The sequence below is a fragment of the Corynebacterium sp. NML98-0116 genome, assembly GCF_001767255.1.
Classification (GTDB): Bacteria; Actinomycetota; Actinomycetes; order Mycobacteriales; family Mycobacteriaceae; genus Corynebacterium; species Corynebacterium pseudogenitalium.
On the sequence record NZ_CP017639.1, the window covers coordinates 612,255 to 631,912 of the forward strand.

At 65.2% G+C, this 19,658-nt stretch carries 16 protein-coding genes; 3 read left to right on the forward strand and 13 right to left on the reverse strand.

What is annotated here, in order from left to right:
- Nucleotides 1–42: 42 nt before the first annotated feature.
- Nucleotides 43–306 (reverse strand): 30S ribosomal protein S20, encoded by a 264-nt coding sequence (rpsT, locus tag BJP05_RS02640; RefSeq protein ID WP_070362056.1) that lies wholly within the window; start codon nucleotides 304–306, stop codon nucleotides 43–45.
- 190 nt (nucleotides 307–496) lie between these two features.
- Nucleotides 497–1,012, reverse strand: coding sequence for a type II toxin-antitoxin system PemK/MazF family toxin (locus BJP05_RS02645; RefSeq protein WP_070362057.1), 516 nt, complete (start codon nucleotides 1,010–1,012; stop codon nucleotides 497–499).
- Between the two features lie 81 nt (nucleotides 1,013–1,093).
- Between BJP05_RS02645 and lepA the strand changes: the two genes are divergently transcribed.
- Together lepA and BJP05_RS02655 are read left to right on the forward strand one after the other, a co-directional pair.
- Nucleotides 1,094–2,950 (forward strand): translation elongation factor 4, encoded by a 1,857-nt coding sequence (lepA, locus tag BJP05_RS02650; RefSeq protein ID WP_070362058.1) that lies wholly within the window; start codon nucleotides 1,094–1,096, stop codon nucleotides 2,948–2,950.
- A gap of 310 nt (nucleotides 2,951–3,260) precedes the next feature.
- Nucleotides 3,261–6,044 (forward strand): Rib/alpha-like domain-containing protein, encoded by a 2,784-nt coding sequence (locus BJP05_RS02655; protein WP_070362059.1) that lies wholly within the window; start codon nucleotides 3,261–3,263, stop codon nucleotides 6,042–6,044.
- Nucleotides 6,045–6,192: 148 nt separating this feature from the next.
- Here BJP05_RS02655 and BJP05_RS02660 read toward each other — a convergent pair whose 3' ends face one another.
- From BJP05_RS02660 to BJP05_RS02670, 3 genes are read right to left on the reverse strand one after another with little or no spacing between them, the layout of a single operon-like run.
- Entirely contained in the window at nucleotides 6,193–8,049 is a 1,857-nt protein-coding gene (locus tag BJP05_RS02660) for a BCCT family transporter (protein WP_070362060.1), read from the reverse strand.
- A 27-nt stretch (nucleotides 8,050–8,076) separates the two neighbouring features.
- Entirely contained in the window at nucleotides 8,077–8,850 is a 774-nt protein-coding gene (locus tag BJP05_RS02665) for a CPBP family intramembrane glutamic endopeptidase (RefSeq protein WP_070362061.1), read from the reverse strand.
- Nucleotides 8,834–9,493: a hypothetical protein gene (locus BJP05_RS02670; protein ID WP_168156167.1), complete on the reverse strand. Its 660-nt coding sequence runs from the start codon at nucleotides 9,491–9,493 to the stop codon at nucleotides 8,834–8,836. The genes BJP05_RS02665 and BJP05_RS02670 overlap by 17 nt, the downstream gene beginning before the upstream one ends.
- 36 nt (nucleotides 9,494–9,529) lie before the next feature.
- Between BJP05_RS02670 and BJP05_RS02675 the strand changes: the two genes are divergently transcribed.
- Nucleotides 9,530–10,744 (forward strand): alpha/beta fold hydrolase, encoded by a 1,215-nt coding sequence (locus BJP05_RS02675; RefSeq protein ID WP_145945236.1) that lies wholly within the window; start codon nucleotides 9,530–9,532, stop codon nucleotides 10,742–10,744.
- Here the strand turns inward: BJP05_RS02675 and BJP05_RS02680 are convergent.
- Genes BJP05_RS02680 through BJP05_RS02715 form a run of 8 tightly spaced genes read right to left on the reverse strand, consistent with a single transcriptional unit; the run spans nucleotide 10,724 to nucleotide 19,654 of the window.
- Nucleotides 10,724–11,632, reverse strand: a complete 909-nt coding sequence (locus BJP05_RS02680) for a ribokinase (protein ID WP_070362064.1) — start codon at nucleotides 11,630–11,632, stop codon at nucleotides 10,724–10,726. The two genes, BJP05_RS02675 and BJP05_RS02680, sit on opposite strands and share 21 nt — an antisense overlap.
- An 18-nt stretch (nucleotides 11,633–11,650) precedes the next feature.
- Nucleotides 11,651–12,976 carry an ABC transporter ATP-binding protein gene (locus tag BJP05_RS02685; RefSeq protein ID WP_070362065.1) on the reverse strand — a complete coding sequence of 442 codons (1,326 nt, stop codon included), beginning with the start codon at nucleotides 12,974–12,976 and terminating at the stop codon, nucleotides 11,651–11,653.
- A complete protein-coding gene (locus BJP05_RS02690; RefSeq protein WP_070362066.1) occupies nucleotides 12,960–13,745 on the reverse strand; it encodes an ABC transporter permease in 786 nt (261 codons plus the stop codon). Before BJP05_RS02690 ends, BJP05_RS02685 begins: the two co-directional genes overlap by 17 nt.
- Nucleotides 13,742–14,650, reverse strand: a complete 909-nt coding sequence (locus BJP05_RS02695; RefSeq protein ID WP_070362067.1) for an ABC transporter permease — start codon at nucleotides 14,648–14,650, stop codon at nucleotides 13,742–13,744. Before BJP05_RS02695 ends, BJP05_RS02690 begins: the two co-directional genes overlap by 4 nt.
- On the reverse strand, nucleotides 14,647–16,092 hold the full coding sequence (locus BJP05_RS02700; protein WP_070362068.1) for an ABC transporter substrate-binding protein: 1,446 nt from the start codon (nucleotides 16,090–16,092) through the stop codon (nucleotides 14,647–14,649). Before BJP05_RS02700 ends, BJP05_RS02695 begins: the two co-directional genes overlap by 4 nt.
- 11 nt (nucleotides 16,093–16,103) lie before the next feature.
- Nucleotides 16,104–17,090 carry an LLM class flavin-dependent oxidoreductase gene (locus BJP05_RS02705; RefSeq protein ID WP_070362069.1) on the reverse strand — a complete coding sequence of 329 codons (987 nt, stop codon included), beginning with the start codon at nucleotides 17,088–17,090 and terminating at the stop codon, nucleotides 16,104–16,106.
- Between the two features lie 9 nt (nucleotides 17,091–17,099).
- Complete coding sequence (gene brnQ / locus BJP05_RS02710) at nucleotides 17,100–18,464, reverse strand: branched-chain amino acid transport system II carrier protein (protein ID WP_070363451.1); 1,365 nt, start codon at nucleotides 18,462–18,464, stop codon at nucleotides 17,100–17,102.
- 59 nt (nucleotides 18,465–18,523) lie between these two features.
- The gene (locus BJP05_RS02715) at nucleotides 18,524–19,654 is read right to left on the reverse strand and encodes a phosphotransferase (protein WP_070362070.1); all 1,131 of its coding nucleotides are present in this window, start codon (nucleotides 19,652–19,654) and stop codon (nucleotides 18,524–18,526) included.
- Nucleotides 19,655–19,658 lie beyond the last annotated feature (4 nt).

The following is a 19,658-nucleotide window of genomic DNA, read 5'->3' on the forward strand; positions in this document are numbered from 1 at the left end:
ACCGGACGGAGCCGGGGCACAGGATTGCTCTGCGCGAAAAACTTAAGCCATCTTGTTCAGAGCGCGAGCCATGTTCGACTTCTTGTTCGCCGCGTTGTTGCGGTGGAACACGCCCTTGGACACAGCCTTGTCCAGCTTGCGGGAAGCGAAACGCAGCTGCTTCTCAGCGGCAGCCTTGTCGCCGGACTCAACAGCCTCACGGAACTTACGGATCTCCGTGCGGACAGCGGAACGGACGGACTTGTTGCGAACGCGACGCTTCTCGTTGGTGAGAACGCGCTTCTTCTGCTGCTTGATGTTAGCCATAATGTGCACCTCTTAAATAAGTTGGTATCGATTGCAATGTCGAAGATTCGGCAACGGGCTGTTGCTGCGTAATGCTTTGAACTTGACGCGAACCCAAGGTCCTGCCCGCGTAGATCACGCACCCGAAACCGGATACAAACAACTCGACTAAGATACCCCACCACGAGAAACGGGGCAAGTGGCAGGCTTACTAGGTCCAGTGGTAGGTGTCGCGCAGCCGGTTCGCCACGCGATCGAAGCGCCGAGCGGGGAGGGTGGCGCCTCGCCGGTGGATACTTGCCTCCGGCACGACAAGCAGCAGGTCCAGGCGCAGCCAGCCGGGTTGGCCGGAGGCGTCCCAGTCCCCGGTGCCGATGCCGAGCCACTCCTCAGTGGCAGACGCAGGGTCCGACACCGGCTCCTCGCCGCAGTGGATGAGCAGGGCAAGAACATCGTGGTGGTCGCGTCCGACGACGAGCATCGCGCGTTCCTCCGGGGGAGTCGACGGCACGAGCGCCCACACGACCTCGCCGGGCTCGGCGTTGCCGTCCATGTCCGGACCGTAATACAGGTTCCGGGCGTGCTGTTCCGTAGGTTGGACGTCTATACGCGTGGCGGTGGTGCGGGTCTTGGTGCCGGGGGTGAGCCCGAGGCGCTCGTTGAGCAGCGCGAGCCCCTCCTCGAGGGAGGCACGTCGTTGCTGTTGAAGCTTGCGCCAGAAAACCATGGTGCAAACTTTAAGTGTTTTGCCTGGCCTGGGCAAGGTTGTGTTTCGAAATGGGGCACTGCGAGGTAGAGTGGCACAATTATGGCTGCCCAAAAACGAAATTTCGCGGAAACCACGTTCACGGACCCGGAGCGGATCCGTAACTTCTGCATTATTGCCCACATTGACCACGGAAAATCCACGCTCGCGGACCGCATTTTGCAGCTGTCTGATGTCGTCGAGGCCCGTGAGATGCGTGATCAGTACCTGGACAATATGGATATTGAGCGCGAGCGCGGCATTACTATTAAGGCCCAGAACGTGCGCCTGCCATGGACGCCACGCTCCGGCGAGTACGAGGGCCAGGAGATGGTCCTGCAGATGATTGACACGCCGGGCCACGTCGACTTCTCCTACGAGGTCTCGCGCGCTCTCGAGGCGTGTGAGGGCGCAATCTTGCTTGTCGACGCCGCCCAGGGCATCGAAGCCCAGACCCTGGCGAATCTATACATGGCCATGGACAACGACCTGGAAATCATCCCGGTCCTCAACAAAATCGACCTGCCGGCAGCCGACCCGGAGAAGTACGCGCTGGAGATCGCCAACATTATCGGCTGCGAGCCGGAGGACGTGCTGCGCGTGTCCGGCAAGACAGGTGAGGGCGTCCCGGAGCTTCTGGATAAGGTCGTCGAACTAATCCCGGCACCGTCGTCAGAGTTCGACGCCGACGCGCCGGCCCGCGCCTTGATCTTCGACTCCGTCTACGACACCTACCGCGGCGTCGTTACCTACATCCGCATGATGGACGGCAAGCTGCTGCCGAACCAGCAGGTGCAGATGATGAACACCGGCGTGCGCCACGAGATCCTCGAGATCGGCGTGGTCTCTCCAACCATGAAGAAGACCAAGGGGCTCGGCCCCGGCGAGGTCGGCTACCTGATTACCGGCGTGAAGGATGTGCGCGAAACCCGCGTCGGCGACACCGTGACCTGGGCTAACAAGGGTGCAGAGGAACCACTCGACGGCTTCGAAGAGGTCAAGCCGATGGTGTACTCGGGCCTGTTCCCGGTCTCGCAGGAGGACTTCCCGGCGCTGCGCGAGTCGCTGGAGAAGCTGCAGCTTAACGACGCCTCCCTGACCTGGGAGCCAGAGACCTCCGTGGCGCTGGGCTTCGGTTTCCGCTGCGGCTTCCTGGGGCTGCTCCACATGGAGATCACCCGCGACCGCCTCGAGCGCGAGTTCGACCTGGACCTGATTTCCACCGCGCCGTCGGTCACCTACCGCGTGATCGCCGAGGACGGCTCAGAGCAGATGGTGCACAACCCATCCGACTGGCCGGGAGGCAAGCTGCAGGCGGTGTACGAGCCGATCGTCAACATGACGATCATCGTCCCGCAGGAATTCGTCGGCACCACGATGGAGCTGTGCCAGTCGAAGCGCGGCACCATGAAGAACATGGAGTACCTCTCGGAGGACCGCGTCGAGCTGCGCTACTACATGCCACTCGGCGAGATTATCTTCGACTTCTTCGATATGTTGAAGTCCCGCACCAAGGGCTACGCCTCCCTGAACTACGAGGACGCCGGCGAGCAGGAAGCGGACCTGGTCAAGGTGGACATCCTGCTGCAGGGCGACCCTGTGGACGCGTTCTCCGCGATCGTGCACAAGGACTCCGCGCAGTGGTACGGCAACAAGATGACCAAGAAGCTTAAGGAGCTCATCCCACGCCAGCAGTTCGAGGTCCCCGTGCAGGCGGCGATTGGCTCGAAGATCATCTCGCGCGAAAACATCCGTGCGCTGCGTAAGGACGTGTTGTCCAAGTGCTACGGCGGCGATATTTCGCGTAAGCGCAAGTTGCTGGAGAAGCAGAAGGCCGGCAAGAAGCGTATGAAGGCGATCGGCTCGGTCACCGTGCCGCAGGAGGCATTCGTGGCAGCGCTGTCGACCGACGAGGCGTAGCCCCTCAGCGCCGAGTGTGGTGGAAATCACCACGCCATTTACGGTCTATATTCTTTGTGGGGCATCCACCGCGTGAGGGTGCGATGGATGCTTTTGTGACCTTGAAGTTTCGTTAGTGTGCGGCGCCTGTTTGTGGCCAGGTGCTGAAAATGTACTGAATGGGCTACGGTGTGACAGCTCGTAAACATGCAGGCAGGGGAATTGTCTACCGTGTTTCATATGTTTTTGTCGGGCTAATTAGGATGCGTGTTTTCGGGAAACTTTGAAGTAGCATCAGGGCGATTTTATTGCCTCCGAAAGGACACCCCTCATGCGAAACTTTGGAGCGTCCCGCGCCGCCCGCCGACGTGCGCTGATCGCCGGAACCATCATCTGCTCACTCGCGCTTAACGACGTGCCCGTTCTCGCGGCGGACCCGCACCCCGCTGTCGAGCAGGCACAATCTGCAAATGACGCCATTGCCGCCGGCCGCGTCACCTCGCTGGAGCAGATCGAGCAGCAGCAGGTGCAGGGAGTCGTGCAGGGCCGCGCAGTGCTGGCCACGGACGCCTACTCGCTGAATGCGCAACAGCAGGGACTCGGAAACGGCTACACCGTCTACCTGCAGTGGATGGACAACACGTCCCCGGCGTCACCAGTGTTTACTGCGAGCACCCACACACTTGCCGACGGCACCCCTCCGGGAGAAGGCTACTTCGTCTTCGACAACCTCGACTGGGTTGACTCCGAAGGCACCCTGCACCGCTTCGCCCCGGAATCTGGAGGCAAGCGGACCCGCTACAAGCTGTGGCTGCGCCCCAACCAACAAGGCCCCGCCGGCAACACCCTGGTCACGCTGCGTCAAGGACCAGGCTCCGGTGTCGGATTCATGAGCCCCGACACCGACGAATTACTCGGCGCCAAAGTCATCGAAGGCTCCGCACTGACGCACGCCCACATCTACGCCGCCGAACAACCCGCCACCGCCGACGCCCCCTTCGCATTCGCCCGCCCGCGCGCTGAGTGGAAACTCGACGAGCACGGCCCCGCCGCAGATCGGCCACAGTACTCAGCCTCCGGCGCGGTGTACTGGTCCAGCATCAACCAGGAAGACGGATTCCCACGCAAAACCGAAGGCCAAGACGGCGACGGCCACTACGTGGTGATGAGCCGGTTGAGCGAAGAGGGCGTCGAAAAGCTGAGGGAGGCCACCGGCGACGTCGCAGACCCTGCCGAGCTTTCCCGCGCACAAGCCGCATACCTGCGCGAACACCCCGAAGCGATCGCTGAAACCGTGATGGCCAAGGTCGAGCACGGCCACTACACCGTGCGATTCAGCGGCCGCGTAACCGAAGACTCGCTGTACGGCTTCGTCGTCGCAGGCTCGAAGCACTCCGGGCCAACGCAGCAGGTGCTCCCGGCGTACTCGGGATGGTCCGTGCCGATGTTTGGCCCCGCCGGCGAACACTCCGTACTCCCCGCAGCCCAGTACCGCGCGGAAGGCTTCTTCGCCGCCGACGGCGTCCACTTCGCCCTCGTCCCCGACGCCTCCGACCCCCGCCTCCACCTCAGCGCCACCGGCCTGCACCGCGCCGCGCCTGGGGCCGACGTGCACCCCTTCGTAGAAATGGTTTCCGCACTTGGCCAGTCCGCCGACATCGAGTGGACCAACGCGCGAGGCGAAATCGTCGGCGCCTGCAACGACGACAACCTCAACACCTGCACCTTCACCGTCCCCGATGACACCCCCGACGGCGCCACCTTCCAGGGGCGCTTGATGCTCGAGTCCCAAATTGTGGACTCCGCACAATTCGCAGTCAGCGCCAAACCAATCGCCGAGGACTATCAGCCGGAATGGCAACCAATCACCGTCGAAGCAGGGAAGCGCACCACGGCGCCTGCACCCACACTCGCCCCCACAGGTCGTCCCGCGCCTGACGACATCAGCTTCGCCCGCGACGCCCACACACAAGATTGGGTCACCGTATCCTCCGACGGTTCCCTCACTGTCGCACCGCCCGCCGGGACAAAGGCCGGGCGCCACGACGTCCCGGTTTTGGTGACCTACCCGGACCAGTCCACCGAGACGGTTACTGTCGCTGTGACAGTGTCCGCGCCTGAGGCCACGCCGTCGAGTTCGGCGCCGAGTGTGGTGCCAAGCGTGGTACCGCCGAAGCCAACGACGTCCGCGCCGTGGACAACCACTCCCACGAAGCAGTCCGCGCCGCGGACAACTACGTCTGTTACGTCTGTTCAGCCGAGCATTGAAAGTTCCACGCCGCGGACAACTACGTCCACGACGTCCACGAAACCGTCCGCCCCGCGGACAACCACGACCACGAAACCGTCGGCTACGAGGCCGGCACCGAAGTCCACGCCGCGGACAACTAGGCCTGCTTCGTCGAGTGCTGAAAGTTCCGCGCCGCGGACAACCACGACCACCAAGCCGTCCGTCCCGCGGACAACCACGACCACGAAACCGTCGGCTACGAGGCCGGCACCGAAGTCCACGCCGCGGACAACCGCAACGACCAAACCGTCCGTCCCGCGGACAACCACGACCACGAAACCGTCGGCTACGAGGCCGTCGGCTACGAGGCCGGCTCCGAAGTCCACGCCGTGGACAACCGCAACGACCAAACCGTCCGCCCCGCGGACAACTAGGCCTGCTCCGTCGAGCGCTGAAAGTTCCGCCCCGCGGACAACCGCGACCACGAAACCGTCCGCCCCGCGGACAACGAAGGCACCGACTTTGGATGCCCTCGTTGAGGGGGTGACAGAGCTCCGAGGTGGCGCTGACCATGCGGGGCAGAGGCTAACAGTGTCGGTAACAGGTCAGGGCGAGTCGGCTGTGCAGGCGAACAACAAAAAGAGGTGGAGTCTCCGGTTGTCGCGGCCGTTGCGTGCGGGGGACGTCGTGAAGGTTCGTGATGCTGCCGGCAACGAAACGAAAATGACTGTTCAAGCGAAACCGACGGCAGCACCTACGCCAGGCTCCTCGACGGGCAGCATCGTTGGTATCGTGCTCGGAATCTTGGCGGTGCTGATCGGTGGCGCTGTCGCGTTCGGGCTGCACACGGGTATGTTGAAGCTGCCCGGGGTGCTGCATCGATGAGGTGAGGCTCGGCCGTAAAACCTAAAAGGTAGTAACAGGAATGTAGTAATCCGCTCCCTGGCTCCCGATTTCGGGGATTACTACAATCCTGTTACTCCCATTTGCGCAAAGGGCGCTGATGAGCCGAGCTGGTCGGCGCCCTGCCGAGCTAGTCCTTCTTGGACCCAGACCCAGACTCAGAATCGGAGTCTTCGGCTTCGTAGCCGTCGGCCCAGGTGCCGGTTTCGTAGTCGTAGCCGACGTTTTCGCCGTCCTCATTGGTGCGCTGGTACCAGTCGGTGACGTGGGCGGCGGTGGAGTCGAAGTCGGCGCCGGCGCCCTTGCCTTCGTCGGCTTGGTTGACGGTGAGCTCGAAGTCGTCGCCGTATTCTTCGAGGCCCTTGATCACAGCGGCGCGCATCGCGGAGCGCGCGTAGGTGTTGCGGATCGCGAGTGGGTCGGTGGAGAGATCCCGCAGGAATGCGACGCCGATGAAGATCAGGATGACGGAGAAGGGCAGCGCGGAGAGAATAGTCAGGGACTGCAGGCCGGACAGCGCGTCTTCGCCGCCGGTGAGCAGCATGACGACGGCGATGCCCATCATGCACGCGCCCCAGAACAACACGATCAGTTTCTTCGGTGCCGGGTCGCCCTTGGAAGACATGGTGCCCATGACGACGGAGGCGGAGTCGGCTGAGGTGATGAAGAAGATGGACAGGATGACGATCAGGAGCACCGAGGTGATGCTGTACAGCGGTAGCTGCTCAAACATGGCGTAGAGGACGCTTTCGGTGGAGCTGGTGCCGTCAAAACCTGGGATGTTATCCCGGTTGAAGGAGATGGTGGTGCCACCGAAGATGGTGAACGCGAGGATGAGCACGGTCGTCGGTACGACGATGGTGACGATGACGAACTGGCGCAGCGTGCGGCCGCGGGAGATGCGGGCGATGAACATGCCGACGAATGGGGTCCAGGCGATCCACCATGCCCAGTAGAAGGCGGTCCACGCTGCCTGGAAGTCGAGGGTTTCTGGGCCCCAGGTCAGTGAGCGGGACGCCATGTCCATGTACTTATCGACGTACGCGATGGTGCCGGACGGGATCAGGTTCGTGAGGAACAGGGTCGGGCCGGTGACGAACACGAAGAAGATCGCGCCGAGTGTCAGGGTGATGTTGATGTTGGAGAGGATGCGCACGCCCTTGGACACGCCGGAGACGGCGGAGATCATGAAGCCGGTTGACAGCAGCATGATGATGGCGATGAGCACGCCGGTGGACACCTCGATGCCGCCGACGATGGAGACGCCCTCGGTGATCTGCAGGGACGCAACGCCGAGGGAGGCCGCGGTGCCGAAGAGGGTGGCGACGATCGCGAGGATGTCGACGATCTTTCCGGTCCACGCGGCACCACCCTTGGTCAGCGGGGTGAAGATGGAGGACATGAGGGAGACGCGGCCGCGGCGGTACGTCGAGTAGGCGAGGGCACCGCCGACGAGTGCGTAGGCTGACCACGGTGAAACGCCCCAGTGGAAGTGGGACTGCGCCATGGCTTGGTGCAGGGCTTCGGGGGTTTCGGCGTCGACAGTCAGCGGTGGTGGGGTGATGTAGTGGGTGAGCGGTTCGGAGGGGCCGAAGAAGAAGATGCCGACGCCAATACCTGCCGCGAACATCATGGCGATCCAGGAGAAGAAGGAGTACTCCGGCTCCTCGTCGTCCTTGCCGAGCTTGATGGTGCCGAAGCGTGAGAACGCGATGACGAGCATCAGGACAACGCAGCCGGACATGATGATGTTAAACAGCCAGCCGAAGTTGTACATGCCCCAGTTCAATGCGTTGCCGGCGACCTCGCCGACGGTGTCCGGGGCGCTGATGCCCCAAATGATGAACGCTACGATGAGCACCGCTGTGACACCGAAGACGAGTTTGTCCACCCCGAATCGGTTGCGTTGTTCTTCTACGCTGATCCCGGGGACGAGTCCGGGGTGCATGTCGTCGGGATAGGCGGGTGCAGCATTGGTGCTGGACATGAGGTTCTCCTTGAGATTGTGAGTCTCTTAGTTAACCGCATCCGGGACGATATGGCTAGTTGGGTCCGGACGTTTTCGGCGGTTGATAGCCAGGAGGAGCAGGGTCGTGCCGATGGTGAACGCGGAGGAAAACGCGAGGTCAACCCACCCAAGTTCGGTGGGGCTGGCGTCGGGTTCGATGAAGAAAACAGAGATATTATTAAACGCGTGCATCACCACCGCAGCTTCGAGCCCACCGGTGTACCAGACCAGGACTGAGACGCAGAGGGTGAACACGAGGATGTCGGTGAGCCCGATCCAGTTGTACTCATGTAAAGCGACGAAGGGGATGACGGGTACCGCGTACGCCACCCACGGCGAGCGCACCCACGTGCCGACGATCTGGGGGATAGCGCCGCGGAACACGAACTCTTCCGACGCCGCCTGAAACGGCGTGATGAGCACGTACATCAGCAGGATTGGCGTGAAGTCGATGTCCTCCCACGGCGTGGTCAGACCGAACAGCAACAACATGACCAGGCTGCTGCGAAGCACGATTGGCCAGCGCACGCGGCCCGCCACGCTGACGAGCACCGCCGGATCGCGCCCGGCCGCTCGAGCTGCGAGAAACGCCGCCGGTAGTGTCAGCGCGAGGCTGAGCACGATGGCCAGCTGGGAGTCCATGTCGCCGGTTACGTCCAGAAACGCGACGGCTGCAAGGGTGAACGCGAGGAAGAACGCGACGAGTAGCAGCGCCTCCACGAGCCCGCGCCACCATGGTCGGTCAGCGGCGAGGAGGTGGTAGTCAGGGGAGGGCTGCAACGGCGACCTCCAGCGCGATACTGGCGGAAGCGCCAGGTAGCAGGGTCACGCCACGGCGGTCTTCGCCGAGTAGAGCGGGTTCCACGCAGACGAAGTGGGCCCAGTCGTCGTCGCCGAGGTCGTCGGCCTCGCGGCAGACGTCGGGGCCAGGGTTCCACGCCACGAGGTGGTCGGTGCCGGTGCAGGTAAACGTGAGTTCGCGTGTGGTGTCGCGGAGGACGGCGCTGGTGGCCCCGGCGATCACGGCGTCGGTTTCCTTGCCGAAGCGCAGTGGACCCTCCACCGTCTTCAACTCGCCGTCGGTTTTGTCGAGGAAGCGGGAGCCGTCGACACCCGAGAGTTCCGCTGTCGCCGCGTCGCAGGCCCAGTAGGGATGCAATGCAATCTGGACGGGCCGCGGGGTAGTTGCCCCGTTGGTGATGGTCAGTTCGAAGCGCGAGCGGGCGTCGTCAAGCTGGGTGCGGAAGACGAGGTGGAAGTTGTCGTGGCTCACGCGCATCGTGTCGCCGTCGTGTTGCCACTCGAGGCTGGTCGCCCAGCCGTGCATCTGCTCGCCGAGGGTCTGTGCGAACCACGGGGCGACAACTGGGATACCTCCGTGGGCCGGATTGTGTTGGGAATGAAAAAACAGTGGTTGCGTCACGGCTCCCAATGCTAGTGGGGGTATAGCATGAGGGCCATGTCTCTGTTTGCTTCCCCTCTCCACTGCGTTGATGTCCCCTTCGAGCGCGAAGGCATGCAGCTGTTCGCGCGAATCGTACGCGGCGCCACGACCGCGAAGGACGCGCCGGCGCTGCTCTTCCTGCAGGGCGGCCCGGGCTTCCCGAGCCCGCGCGAGCGCTTCGAGTGGATCGAGTACGCCACGAAGCGCGGCTACCAGGTCGTACTATTGGATCAGCGCGGCACGGGCCGCTCCTCCCGCATCGATCGCGCCATGCTTGGCGACGCCACCATCGACTTCACCCGTCTTCGCGCCGACACCATCGTGGACGACGCGGAAGCGCTGCGCCGCGCACTGGGCCTGGCGCAGTGGGACGCGCTGGGCCAGTCCTTCGGAGGGTTCTGCCTGGTGCACTACATGCTGCGCTACCCGGAGTCGCTGCGTGCGGCGCTGTTTACGGGTGGGTTGCCCTCGATCAGCAGGGGAGTGGACGAGGTGTACGAGGCGACGTTCGCCACCGTGCGGGCCCGCCACCAGGAGCTCTTCGAGGCGGTGCCGTGGGCGCAGGAGCGCATCGCGGAGGTGTGCGAGCACCTCGAGCAGCGCGAGGAGTGCCTGCCAACCGGGGAGCGGCTGAGCGCGCGGCGTTTCCGGACCATCGGCACGCTACTGGGGCAGGAGGGCGGCGCGGGCACGATCGCGACGCTGCTCGAGGCCCCCTTCCACCCGAACGGTGCGATGCGCACGGACGTGCTTGCACAGATCGGCGCGCTGGTCAGCTACGAGTCCGGCCCGCTCTACGGGGTGATCCACGAATCCATCTACGGCGGTACCGTACCGGGCGCGACCGCATGGTCGGCGCAGCGCGTCGCCGAGCGCACTCCCGGCTTCGGCGCCGACGAAGGGCTGCTCACCGGTGAGCACGTCTTCCCGTTCCAATTCGACGAGGACCCGGCATTGCGCCCCTTCAAGGAGGCAGCGCACGAGCTGGCGGCCAAGGACGATTGGCCCAACCTCTACGCCGGGGCTGCAGGGTTCAACGCAGCCGACCACGGGATTCGGACCGCGGCGGCCGTCTATACGCAGGATATGTATGTGCCGCGGCAGTTCTCCCTGGAGACCGCCGAGGCGCTCGGCATCAACGTGTGGGAAAACGAGCACATGCAGCACGACGGTCTGCGCAAACACGGCGAGGCCGTGCTGGGCAAGTTGCTAGAAATCGTAGGCGTCTAGCTCAGCGGCGCTCGGGTAGGAGGGCTGCGCGCCGGGCTTCGTCACCGCGATCGCGCCAACCTTCGCCGCGACCTTCGCGGCCTGGTCCAGGGTGTCGCCCTCAACCAGGCGGTGGCACAGCGCGCCCGCGAACGCATCACCAGCGCCAACCGTGTCGACGGCCTCCACCCGAGGCGTGGCCACCGGGCGCAACCCATCCGCGTCGGCGATGAGTGCCCCGGCCGCGCCGAGGGTGAGCACGACGGAGGCGAAGCCGGCGTCGAGAAGCTGCTGGGCCAGCTGCTCCGGGGTCTCTTGCGGGGTGGTGCCGAGCTGCTCGAGGATGAGACCGGCCTCGTGTTCGTTGGCGAGCAGAGGGTCGGCGGCGAGTAGTGCCTCGCGGTCCACCTTCACGACGGGGGCAAGGTTGATCACGACGCGCGCGCCGTGGGCCTGCGCCAACTCGACCGCCTTGGCAAAGCCGTCCGCGGGGATCTCGCCCTGCAGCAGCACGAGCGAGGCGTCCTCGATGGCAGCGACGTGGCGCTCAACGTGGTTCGCGTCCACCTCGGCGTTCGCGCCGGGCACGACCAGGACGGTGTTCTCGCCGTCGGCCGCCACGGTGATCACGGCCAGGCCGGTGACCTTCTCTTTCTGCTCGACGTGGGTGAGGTCCACGCCCGCGACCTCTAGGAGTGCGAGCGCCGGCGCCGCGTTCGAGTCCTTACCAACCGCGCCGACCAGCGCCACATGCGCGCCCAGCTTCGCGGCTGCGCACGCCTGGTTGGCGCCCTTGCCTCCGGCGGTGAGCCCGCCGCCTTCGCCCAGTAGGGTTTCGCCCGGGTTAGGGTGGCGGGCAACGTTGACGGTGAGGTCTGCGTTAATGGAACCAACTACTACGATCTTCATACCCACCCACAGTAGCGCCTAAAACATGCTGTCGATGAGGCGCCGCGTGTATTCGTGCTGCGGATTACGCAGGACGTCCTGCGTGCGGCCCTCCTCCACGATTTCGCCCTCGTGCATCACGATCGTGCGCGGGCACAGCGCGCGCACCACGCCGAGGTCGTGGGAGACGAACACGAGGGTGGAGGCGAGCTCGTCGAGCAGGGTGAGCACCTGGTTACGCAGGGTGGCGTCGAGGGCGGAGACGGGCTCGTCCGCAAGCAGGATATCGGGGGTGGCGGCGGTCGCGCGCGCGATAGAGATGCGCTGGCGCTGCCCGCCGGAGAACTCGCGGGGCAAGCGTCGCTCGGTGCCCTCGAGGCCCACCGCGGCAAGCACCTCGCGGGCCCGCCGCGTATCGACGCCCGCCTCCTCCACCGACGCCCCGACCCGCATCCGCGGGTCCAGGGAAGAGTAGGGGTCCTGGAACACCATCTGGCAGCCGCCGTTGATGCGGACCTCCCCGGAGTCGACGCCGCGCAAGCCCGCGATGACGTGCAGGAGGGTGGTCTTGCCGGAGCCAGAACCGCCCACGATGCCGATGCGCTCGCCCCGGCGGACCTCCAGGTTCACGTTGCGTAGTGCTTTGGTGGTGCCGCGGGTGACGGAGACATCACGAAGGGTGACCACGGGCCCGCCAACCTTGCGCGACGCAGTCGCGAGCGTGGGCAGCGTCGGGTTGAGCAGCTTGCGCGAGTAGGCGCTGTCCGCTGGCTCGATCGACCCAGCGCGAAACACCAGGACTTCCTGCGTCATGTGGTTGACCACGGGCATGTCGTGGGAGATGAACAGCAGCCCCATGCCGCGGCGGCGGACCACGGCGTCGATGAGGTCCAGGATCTGGCGTTGGACGGTGACGTCAAGGGCGGTGGTGGGCTCGTCGCAAAGCAAGAAATCGGGGTCGCCGGCGAGGGCAAGCGCGATGAGCACGCGCTGGCGCTGCCCGCCGGAGAGCTCGTGCGGGTAAGCCTCGGGGCGGTCGACGCCGACTTCCTGCAGCAGGTGCCGCGGCACGACCTTGCCGATCTTCTTGAGCGGGTCGAGTGCTGTCATGGGTTCTTGGAAGACCATCGCGACGCGGGAACCGCGCACGCGGCGGCGGGTCCGCTCGGAGGTGCCGACCATTTCGACGCCGTCGACGGTGATGGAACCTTCGGCCGGGAGGTCCGTGAGCCCCATGATGGACAGCGCCGTGAGTGACTTGCCGGAGCCGGACTCGCCGATGATGCCGAGGCGCTGGCCGCGCTCGAGCGTGAAACTGATGCCGTGCAGCAGGCCCTCGATGCGGAGGTTAGAAACGTTGATCACGGTGGCCTCCTGCTACGTTGCACGCGAGAATCGTCAGCGCGATGGCCAGCGCCGGCCACAGCGCAAGGTGCGGGGCTGTGGCCAGGTAGGGCTGGCTGGCCTGCAGCATCCGGCCCCAGGACGCGTAGGGCGCCTGCACGCCGAAGCCGAGGAAGGATAGGCCCGACTCGGCCAGCACCGCCATGGAAAACGCCACCGCGATTTGGGTGATGACCACCGGCAGGATGTTCGGCAACACGTGGCGCCACGCCACCATAATCCCAGGCACCTTGTTCAGGCGCGCGGCCAGGATGTAGTCCTGGGACATCACGCGAAGCGTGGCCACCCGCGAGACCCGGACGAACCCGGGGATGCCCGCGATGCCAAGGGCGAGCACCACGATCCACATGCTGGCGCCGAACGCAGCGGTCAACGCGATGGCCAGCAGCAGCGCCGGAAACGCCATGAGCACGTCGCTGCCGCCCATGACGGTGCGCTCCGTCCAGGAGCGGCGCATGCCCGCGAGCACCCCGAGCGGCACCCCCACGAGCAGGGAGAGCGCCGAGGCACCGGCGCTCGCAGCAACGGTGTAGCGCGCGCCCATCATGATGCGCGAGAGTAGGTCGCGACCCAGCTCGTCGGTGCCGAGCAGGTGCGTGGCGCTCGGCGCGGCGAGGCGCTGCGCCGGCATCGCCTGCAGTGGGTCGTAGGGCGTCCACACCAGGGAGAGCACCGCCACGAACACGATCGCCCCCAGCGTTACCCACCCAGCAACTCGTTTCGGATTCACTTCGCCCTCCTGACACGCGGGTCAACGACCCCGTAGGCGATGTCCACGAGCGCGTTGACCAGTAGCGTAAACGCCACCAGCAGCATCATCGTGGACTGCACCGCCGTGATATCACGGTTGCGCACCGAATCCAGCAGAAAAGAGCCAAGGCCGGGGATGGCGAAGACCTGCTCCACAACCACGGCGCTGACCACCAGCGCGGACAGCTGGATCCCCACCACCGTGAGCACCGGCAGGGCGGCGTTGCGAAGCACGTGCTCGCGCACCACCTGCGCCATGCTTGCGCCGGTAGAACGCGCGGTGCGTACGTAGTCGCGCTCGAGCTCCTCGGACACCGCGGTGCGGATATACCTCGCCAGGATCGCCGTCTGCACGGCGGTCAGCGACAGCACCGGCAACACCGCGTGCGCCGCCGTGCCCCACCCGTTGGCAGGCAACCAGCCCAAACGTACCGAGAACACCGCCACGGCCACAATGCCGACAACGAAGCTCGGCACCGCCATGCCCAGCTGCGTCAGCCCGGACAGCACCGCACTGTTTCGCCGCGCCAGCCAGATCCCGACAAGAAGCGCGATGGCCAGCGACAACACCATCGCAGCCACCGCCAACACCAGCGAGACCCCCGCGCGCTGCCAGATCACCGGGCCCAGGTCCGCGCCGCTGGCCAGCGACACCCCGAAGTCACCGCGCAGCATCGCCGCGATCCAGCCCACATACTGAGCCACCAGCGGTCGGTCTGTGCCCAACGAGTGGGACAGCTCCGCCACCGCCTCATCCGAGGCGTTGAGCCCAAGCGCGATGCGCGCCGGGTCGCCCGGGATGGCGCGCAGCAGAAGGAAGATCACCACGCTGGCCGCGGCGAGCAGCGCGAGCAGCCGCAGCAGCGTTGATACAACGTGTTTCATCGGCGCACCTCGTTCAGTGGCAGGGAATCGGTGACCACGTTCGGGTCAAGCCCGTGCACGCCCGGCGCGTAGAGCACGATGTTCGGCGCGTTGACCAGGGTGAGCGCCCCGGCGTCGGCCATGATGGTGTCCACCGCGGCCCGCAGGTCGCCCTGCGCCATGAGCTCGCGGGCGTGCGCGGAGTCGTAGCCGAAGTAGTAGTCCGGGTTGCCGAACATGTGCACCATGTCGCGCGGCTCCACGTGCGAAATAATCGACGCCTGATAGTCGTGCTGCTTGTGCACCTTGTTCAGCCACACCGCCGGGAACTCGACGGTGTGCAGCGTGACGCGGAAGCCGACGCTGCGAAGCTGGGAGTAGATGAGCTCGCTGGCGGTCTGCGCGTACGGCAGGCTGGGCACCTCGATGGTGACCTCAGGGGTGCGTCCGGCGAGCAATTCGCGTGCCTTGTCCGGGTCGAAGGGGTAGTAGTTGGTGCCGGTAAACCACGGGTCGGTCGGTGGGACGGGCGCGCCGCCAGTGTCGGTGGCGAGCCCGTTGTAGACCACCGCGTTGAGCGCGTCACGGTCGATGGCGTAGGCGGCGGCCTGCCGCACGGTGACGTCGTCGAAGGGTGCGGCCTTGTTGTTCATGCTGAAGACCACCTCGCCGTTGGTGGTACCGACGGCGGTGGTGATGTCTTCAGGCAAAGCGTCGAGTAGCTGCGGCGCCTGCATCGCCCACACGACGTCCACATCGCCGACGCGCAGCGCGTTCACCGCAGCGATGGCGTCGCCGAAGTAGCGGATCATGGCCCCGCTTTGCGGCTTTGTGCCCCAGTAATCGGGCCGCGGGTCGAAGGCAATCGAGTGGCCGGGCTCAAACGAGCGCAGCGTGTACGGCCCGGTGCCCAACGGGTTTCGAGCGAGCCTTCCCACGGAGTCGGGCGTCATCATCGCACCCGTCATCGTTCCCATGGACCACAGCCACTGCTCGCTCGGTGCCTTCAGCGTTACCTCGAGCGTGCGCGGGTCCACCGCGCGCGCGGATGCGACCGGGTCCATGTTCTCCTTGATGCCGTTGACCCAGGAGTCCTTCACATAGTTGATGGAGAAGACGGCGTCGCTGGCGTCGAAGGGGGAGCCGTCGGAAAAGGTCACGCCCTCGCGCAGGTCGAAGGTGTAGACGGTGCCGTCGTCGCTTACACGCCACGAGGTCGCCAACCACGGCTGCGGTTCGCCGTTGGCGTCGATACGCACGAGCGTCTCGTAGATGTTGCCCATCAGCGCCTGGGGTGCCGCGGCACCACCGATGGAGGTGAAGTCGAGGCCCGCAGGGGGCCCTTGCGTTGCGACGACCACATCCTTCCTGGGCGTCGCGGGACCACATGCAGCGAGGCTCAGTCCGAGCGTGGCGCCGAGCGCGGACGCCACCAGCCCGCGCGACAGGGTGCTGAAATGCATGAGTGTAGAGTCTAGCGGTCCCAGACTCCTGCGAGAATTTCCATCGAACGCAGCGCCTCTTCATGCGTTGGGGCCTGCAGCGAAATCATCAACTCGTCCGCGTGCGCGGTGGCGGCGAAGTCGGTGAGGTAGTCGCGGACCTGATCACCGGTACCGGCCGCGGTGTAGCGCAGCATGCCAATAATCTGTTGGCCCTGTGGGGAGCGCACAACCTCGTCGAGCTGCTCGTCGTTGAGCATGGTGCCGCGGCGGCCGATCATGGCGCGCACCCGGTTGCGGTGCACCAGGTGGGTCTGGCGCTCGGCGTCCTCGGCGGTGTCCGCGGCGGTGACGTTTACGGCCGCGATGCAGTAGGGCTCCGGGTAGCGCTCGGACGGCTCGTAGTTCTCCTTGTAATACACCGTGGCCTGCTCCAGCATGTTGGGTGCGAAGTGGGAGGCAAACGAGTACGGAAGGCCGAGCTTCGCTGCGAGCGACGCCCCGAACATGGAGGAGCCGAGGATATACAGCGGCACGTTGGTGCCTGCGCCCGGCACGGCGGTCACCCCGGCCAGCGGGGAGTTGTCGCTCAACCACGCCTGTAGCTCGAGCACGTCTTCCGGGAAGTGCTCGGCCGCCCGCGGGTCGCGCCGCAGCGCCCGGCCGAGCGTTTGCTGGTCGGTGCCCGGGGCGCGGCCAAGCCCGAGATCAATACGGTTCGGGTAGAGCTCCTCGAGCATCCCGAACTGCTCCGCAACCACGTACGGCGAGTGGTTCGGCAGCATCACGCCACCCGCGCCGAGCCGAATGCGCTCGGTTTTCGCCCCGATGTGGGCAATGAGCACCGCGGGCACCGAGGAGACAATGCTGTGCATGTTGTGGTGCTCGGAGTACCAAATACGCGAATACTCCAGCGATTCCGCCTTCTGCGCGAATGCAACGGAACGCTGCATTGCGTCGGCAACGGACTCGCCGGAGTATCTGGTGCAAAAATCAATCAGTGAGAGTGGGGTAGACATGGCCCCACACTACGCGTTGACGTCCTCCGCGTGTTGCTTCGGGCGGGCCAGGTCCACGACCAGGCCAATTACGAACGCGACGGCCACCGGCAGGACCCAGCCGAGGCCCGCGGAGTCGAGCGGAGCCCACGCCACCAGCGGACGCAAGGCGTCGGCGCCCCAGTCCAGGGAAATGAAGGTCTCGATTGCGGACCAGACCACAGCAACCCAGATCGGCAGGAAGAACGCCCAGCGGAAGGTCAGGCGGCGCTTGAACGCTGGCTCGACAAGGGTGACGAAGATCAAGGCAATGGCCGGCGGGTACAGGAAGCCGATGACCGGTGCGGCAATCGTCATCACGAAGTCCAGGCCCTGGGTCGCGATGACCATCGAGGCGATGGTGAAGATGACCGCCCACGTGCGGTAGGCGCCGCCAAACTCGGTGGAGAAGTACTCTGCGGTCGCGGTGATCAGGCCGACCGCGGTGGTCAGGCAGGCCAGCAGCACGATCAGTGAGAAGATGACCTGGCCCGCCTGGCCCATCGTCAGGTTGGAGGCTTCAGCCAGCAGGCCTGCGCCGTTATCGAACTGGTCGGAGTCCGGCATCACGCGACCGATCATGCCCAGCCCGACGTAGATGAGTGCCAGCAGCGCGCCCGCACCGACGCCAGCTGCGATGGTGCCGTTGACCAGCTTCTTGCCCTCAGGGAAGCCCTTCGAACGCAGCGTGGAAATCACAACAATGGAGAAGGCCAGCGCGGCGATGGAGTCCATCGTCAGGTAGCCCTCCAGCAGGCCGGTCGGGTACGGGCCGGACTGGTAGTGCTCCGAAGGGGCGGAAGGCTCTACGTCCCAGCGGAACAGCGAAACGGCGATCATCACGACCAGCAGGATGACCAGCGCCGGAGTGAGGAACTTACCGAGCTTTTCCATGATGGTGTTCGGGTTCCAGCTCAGCGCCAGGGCAATGCCGAAGAAGATGACGTTGAACACGCCCGAGGCGAACAGGCCGGACACACCGAACAGCGGGGTGATGGCCGTTTCCATCGACACCGCGCCGGTACGTGGCAGCGCGTAGAACGCGCCGATGGACAGGTAGGCGAGCACCGGGAAAACGACACCGAAGATGCTGCCTGCACGCTGCGCGAGGTCGCGCACGTTCGTGCCGGACAGCGCAATCGCGATGACCGCCAGCACCGGCAGCAGCGCGCCAGTGCTGAGGAAGCCGAGGATGGCAGGCCAGAAGTTATCGCCTGCCTGGACGGCCAGGATTGGTGGGAAAATCAGGTTGCCGGCACCGAAGAACATGGAAAACAGTGCCAGCGCGGTGACGACGACCGCCTGGGTGGAGTTCCCCTGTTTCGTGCCCGTTTGAGCGTTCTGTGTGTGGTCCATTGCCACACAGTACAACACACAGCGAAAAAATGGGAAATCTTTTCCATTCTGTGAGACGTTTATACGAGTGTTTCGATCGCCCTCAACGGAATCTCCACCCAATCTGGGCGGTTGTTCGCCTCGTACACCACCTCGTACGCAGCCTTATCCACCACGTACGCTGCAAGAACCGGGTCCTCGCTCGCGGGGGCAGTGCCGTAACCCTCCAACAGCTTTTCGACGTGCTCCCGCTCCCAGGCAGCGTCAAACCCGCCCACAGCCGCGGCGTACCCGTAGGAGCGGATCATCCCAGCTACGTCCCGCAGCGGGTGATCCGGCAGACGGCGCTCCTGCAGCGGACGGGCTGGCTCGCCCTCGAAGTCGATGAGGAACCACTGGGAATCCGTCTTCAGCGTCTGTCCAAGGTGGAGGTCGCCGTGGACGCGCTGCGTGGTCAGGGGTGTCGTGGCGGTGGCGGCGGAGCTGGCGTCGAGAAGCGAGTAGAGCTTCAGGATGCGCTCGCGGTACTGCTCGAGCACCGGCGCGCGTTGGATGTAGGAGTCGAGGTGCCGTGTCAGTCGCGTGCACAGCGCCGACGGGCTGGCGGTCTCGGTGGGGAAGGCCTCGGCGAGCGCGGTGTGTACCTGGCGGATCGCCGTGCCGAGCGCCTCGGTGTCGCTGGTGTCGAGCGTGCCGCCTGTGGCGAGCACGAAGCCGTCGGTGCCGCCCACAATGCAGTCCTGCTGCATCGCAAGGGTCTGGCCGTCGCGGGTGGCGTAGCCGCGCACCGCGGCGACCGCTGGGCAGTCCGCGATCTGGCTCAGCAGCTCCACGTCCGGGTTCAGCCCGTCCTCGAGGCGGCGGAACACCTTGACGATGTGCTGGCCGACCACCAGTGAAGTGTTGGACTGCTCGGCCCCGAGCGGGCGCGCGCCGACGGAGTCGATGGTGCCCTCCACCGCGCCAAACGTTGCGACGTTGGCCAGGTAGGCCTCGGCGCCTTCGGGGGTGTGCAGGACGTCGTGGGTGCCGGTGGCGTCGACAAACACTTGGTAGTGGTCGACCGTGCCGCCGTGGTGCACCGCGAGGATCTGCCAGGTGAAACGCTCACCGGTGGTTGGGGAGGTGACATCTTCCGCGGCGACGACGTCGATGGCGTCGACTGGCTCGGACTTCGCGCCGTAGAAGCGCTGCGCAGCAATATCAATCATGTGA

Coding starts and splice junctions, on each gene's coding strand:
- BJP05_RS02645 (WP_070362057.1), bottom strand. CDS start 1,012: ATGGTTTTCTGGCGCAAGCTTCAACAGCAACGACGTGCCTCCCTCGAG.
- BJP05_RS02695 (WP_070362067.1), bottom strand. CDS start 14,650: ATGAAACACGTTGTATCAACGCTGCTGCGGCTGCTCGCGCTGCTCGCC.
- BJP05_RS02680 (WP_070362064.1), bottom strand. CDS start 11,632: ATGAAGATCGTAGTAGTTGGTTCCATTAACGCAGACCTCACCGTCAAC.
- BJP05_RS02715 (WP_070362070.1), bottom strand. CDS start 19,654: ATGATTGATATTGCTGCGCAGCGCTTCTACGGCGCGAAGTCCGAGCCA.
- BJP05_RS02675 (WP_145945236.1), top strand. CDS start 9,530: ATGTCTCTGTTTGCTTCCCCTCTCCACTGCGTTGATGTCCCCTTCGAG.
- BJP05_RS02700 (WP_070362068.1), bottom strand. CDS start 16,092: ATGCATTTCAGCACCCTGTCGCGCGGGCTGGTGGCGTCCGCGCTCGGC.
- rpsT (WP_070362056.1), bottom strand. CDS start 306: ATGGCTAACATCAAGCAGCAGAAGAAGCGCGTTCTCACCAACGAGAAG.
- lepA (WP_070362058.1), top strand. CDS start 1,094: ATGGCTGCCCAAAAACGAAATTTCGCGGAAACCACGTTCACGGACCCG.
- BJP05_RS02705 (WP_070362069.1), bottom strand. CDS start 17,090: ATGTCTACCCCACTCTCACTGATTGATTTTTGCACCAGATACTCCGGC.
- BJP05_RS02655 (WP_070362059.1), top strand. CDS start 3,261: ATGCGAAACTTTGGAGCGTCCCGCGCCGCCCGCCGACGTGCGCTGATC.
- BJP05_RS02660 (WP_070362060.1), bottom strand. CDS start 8,049: ATGTCCAGCACCAATGCTGCACCCGCCTATCCCGACGACATGCACCCC.
- brnQ (WP_070363451.1), bottom strand. CDS start 18,464: ATGGACCACACACAGAACGCTCAAACGGGCACGAAACAGGGGAACTCC.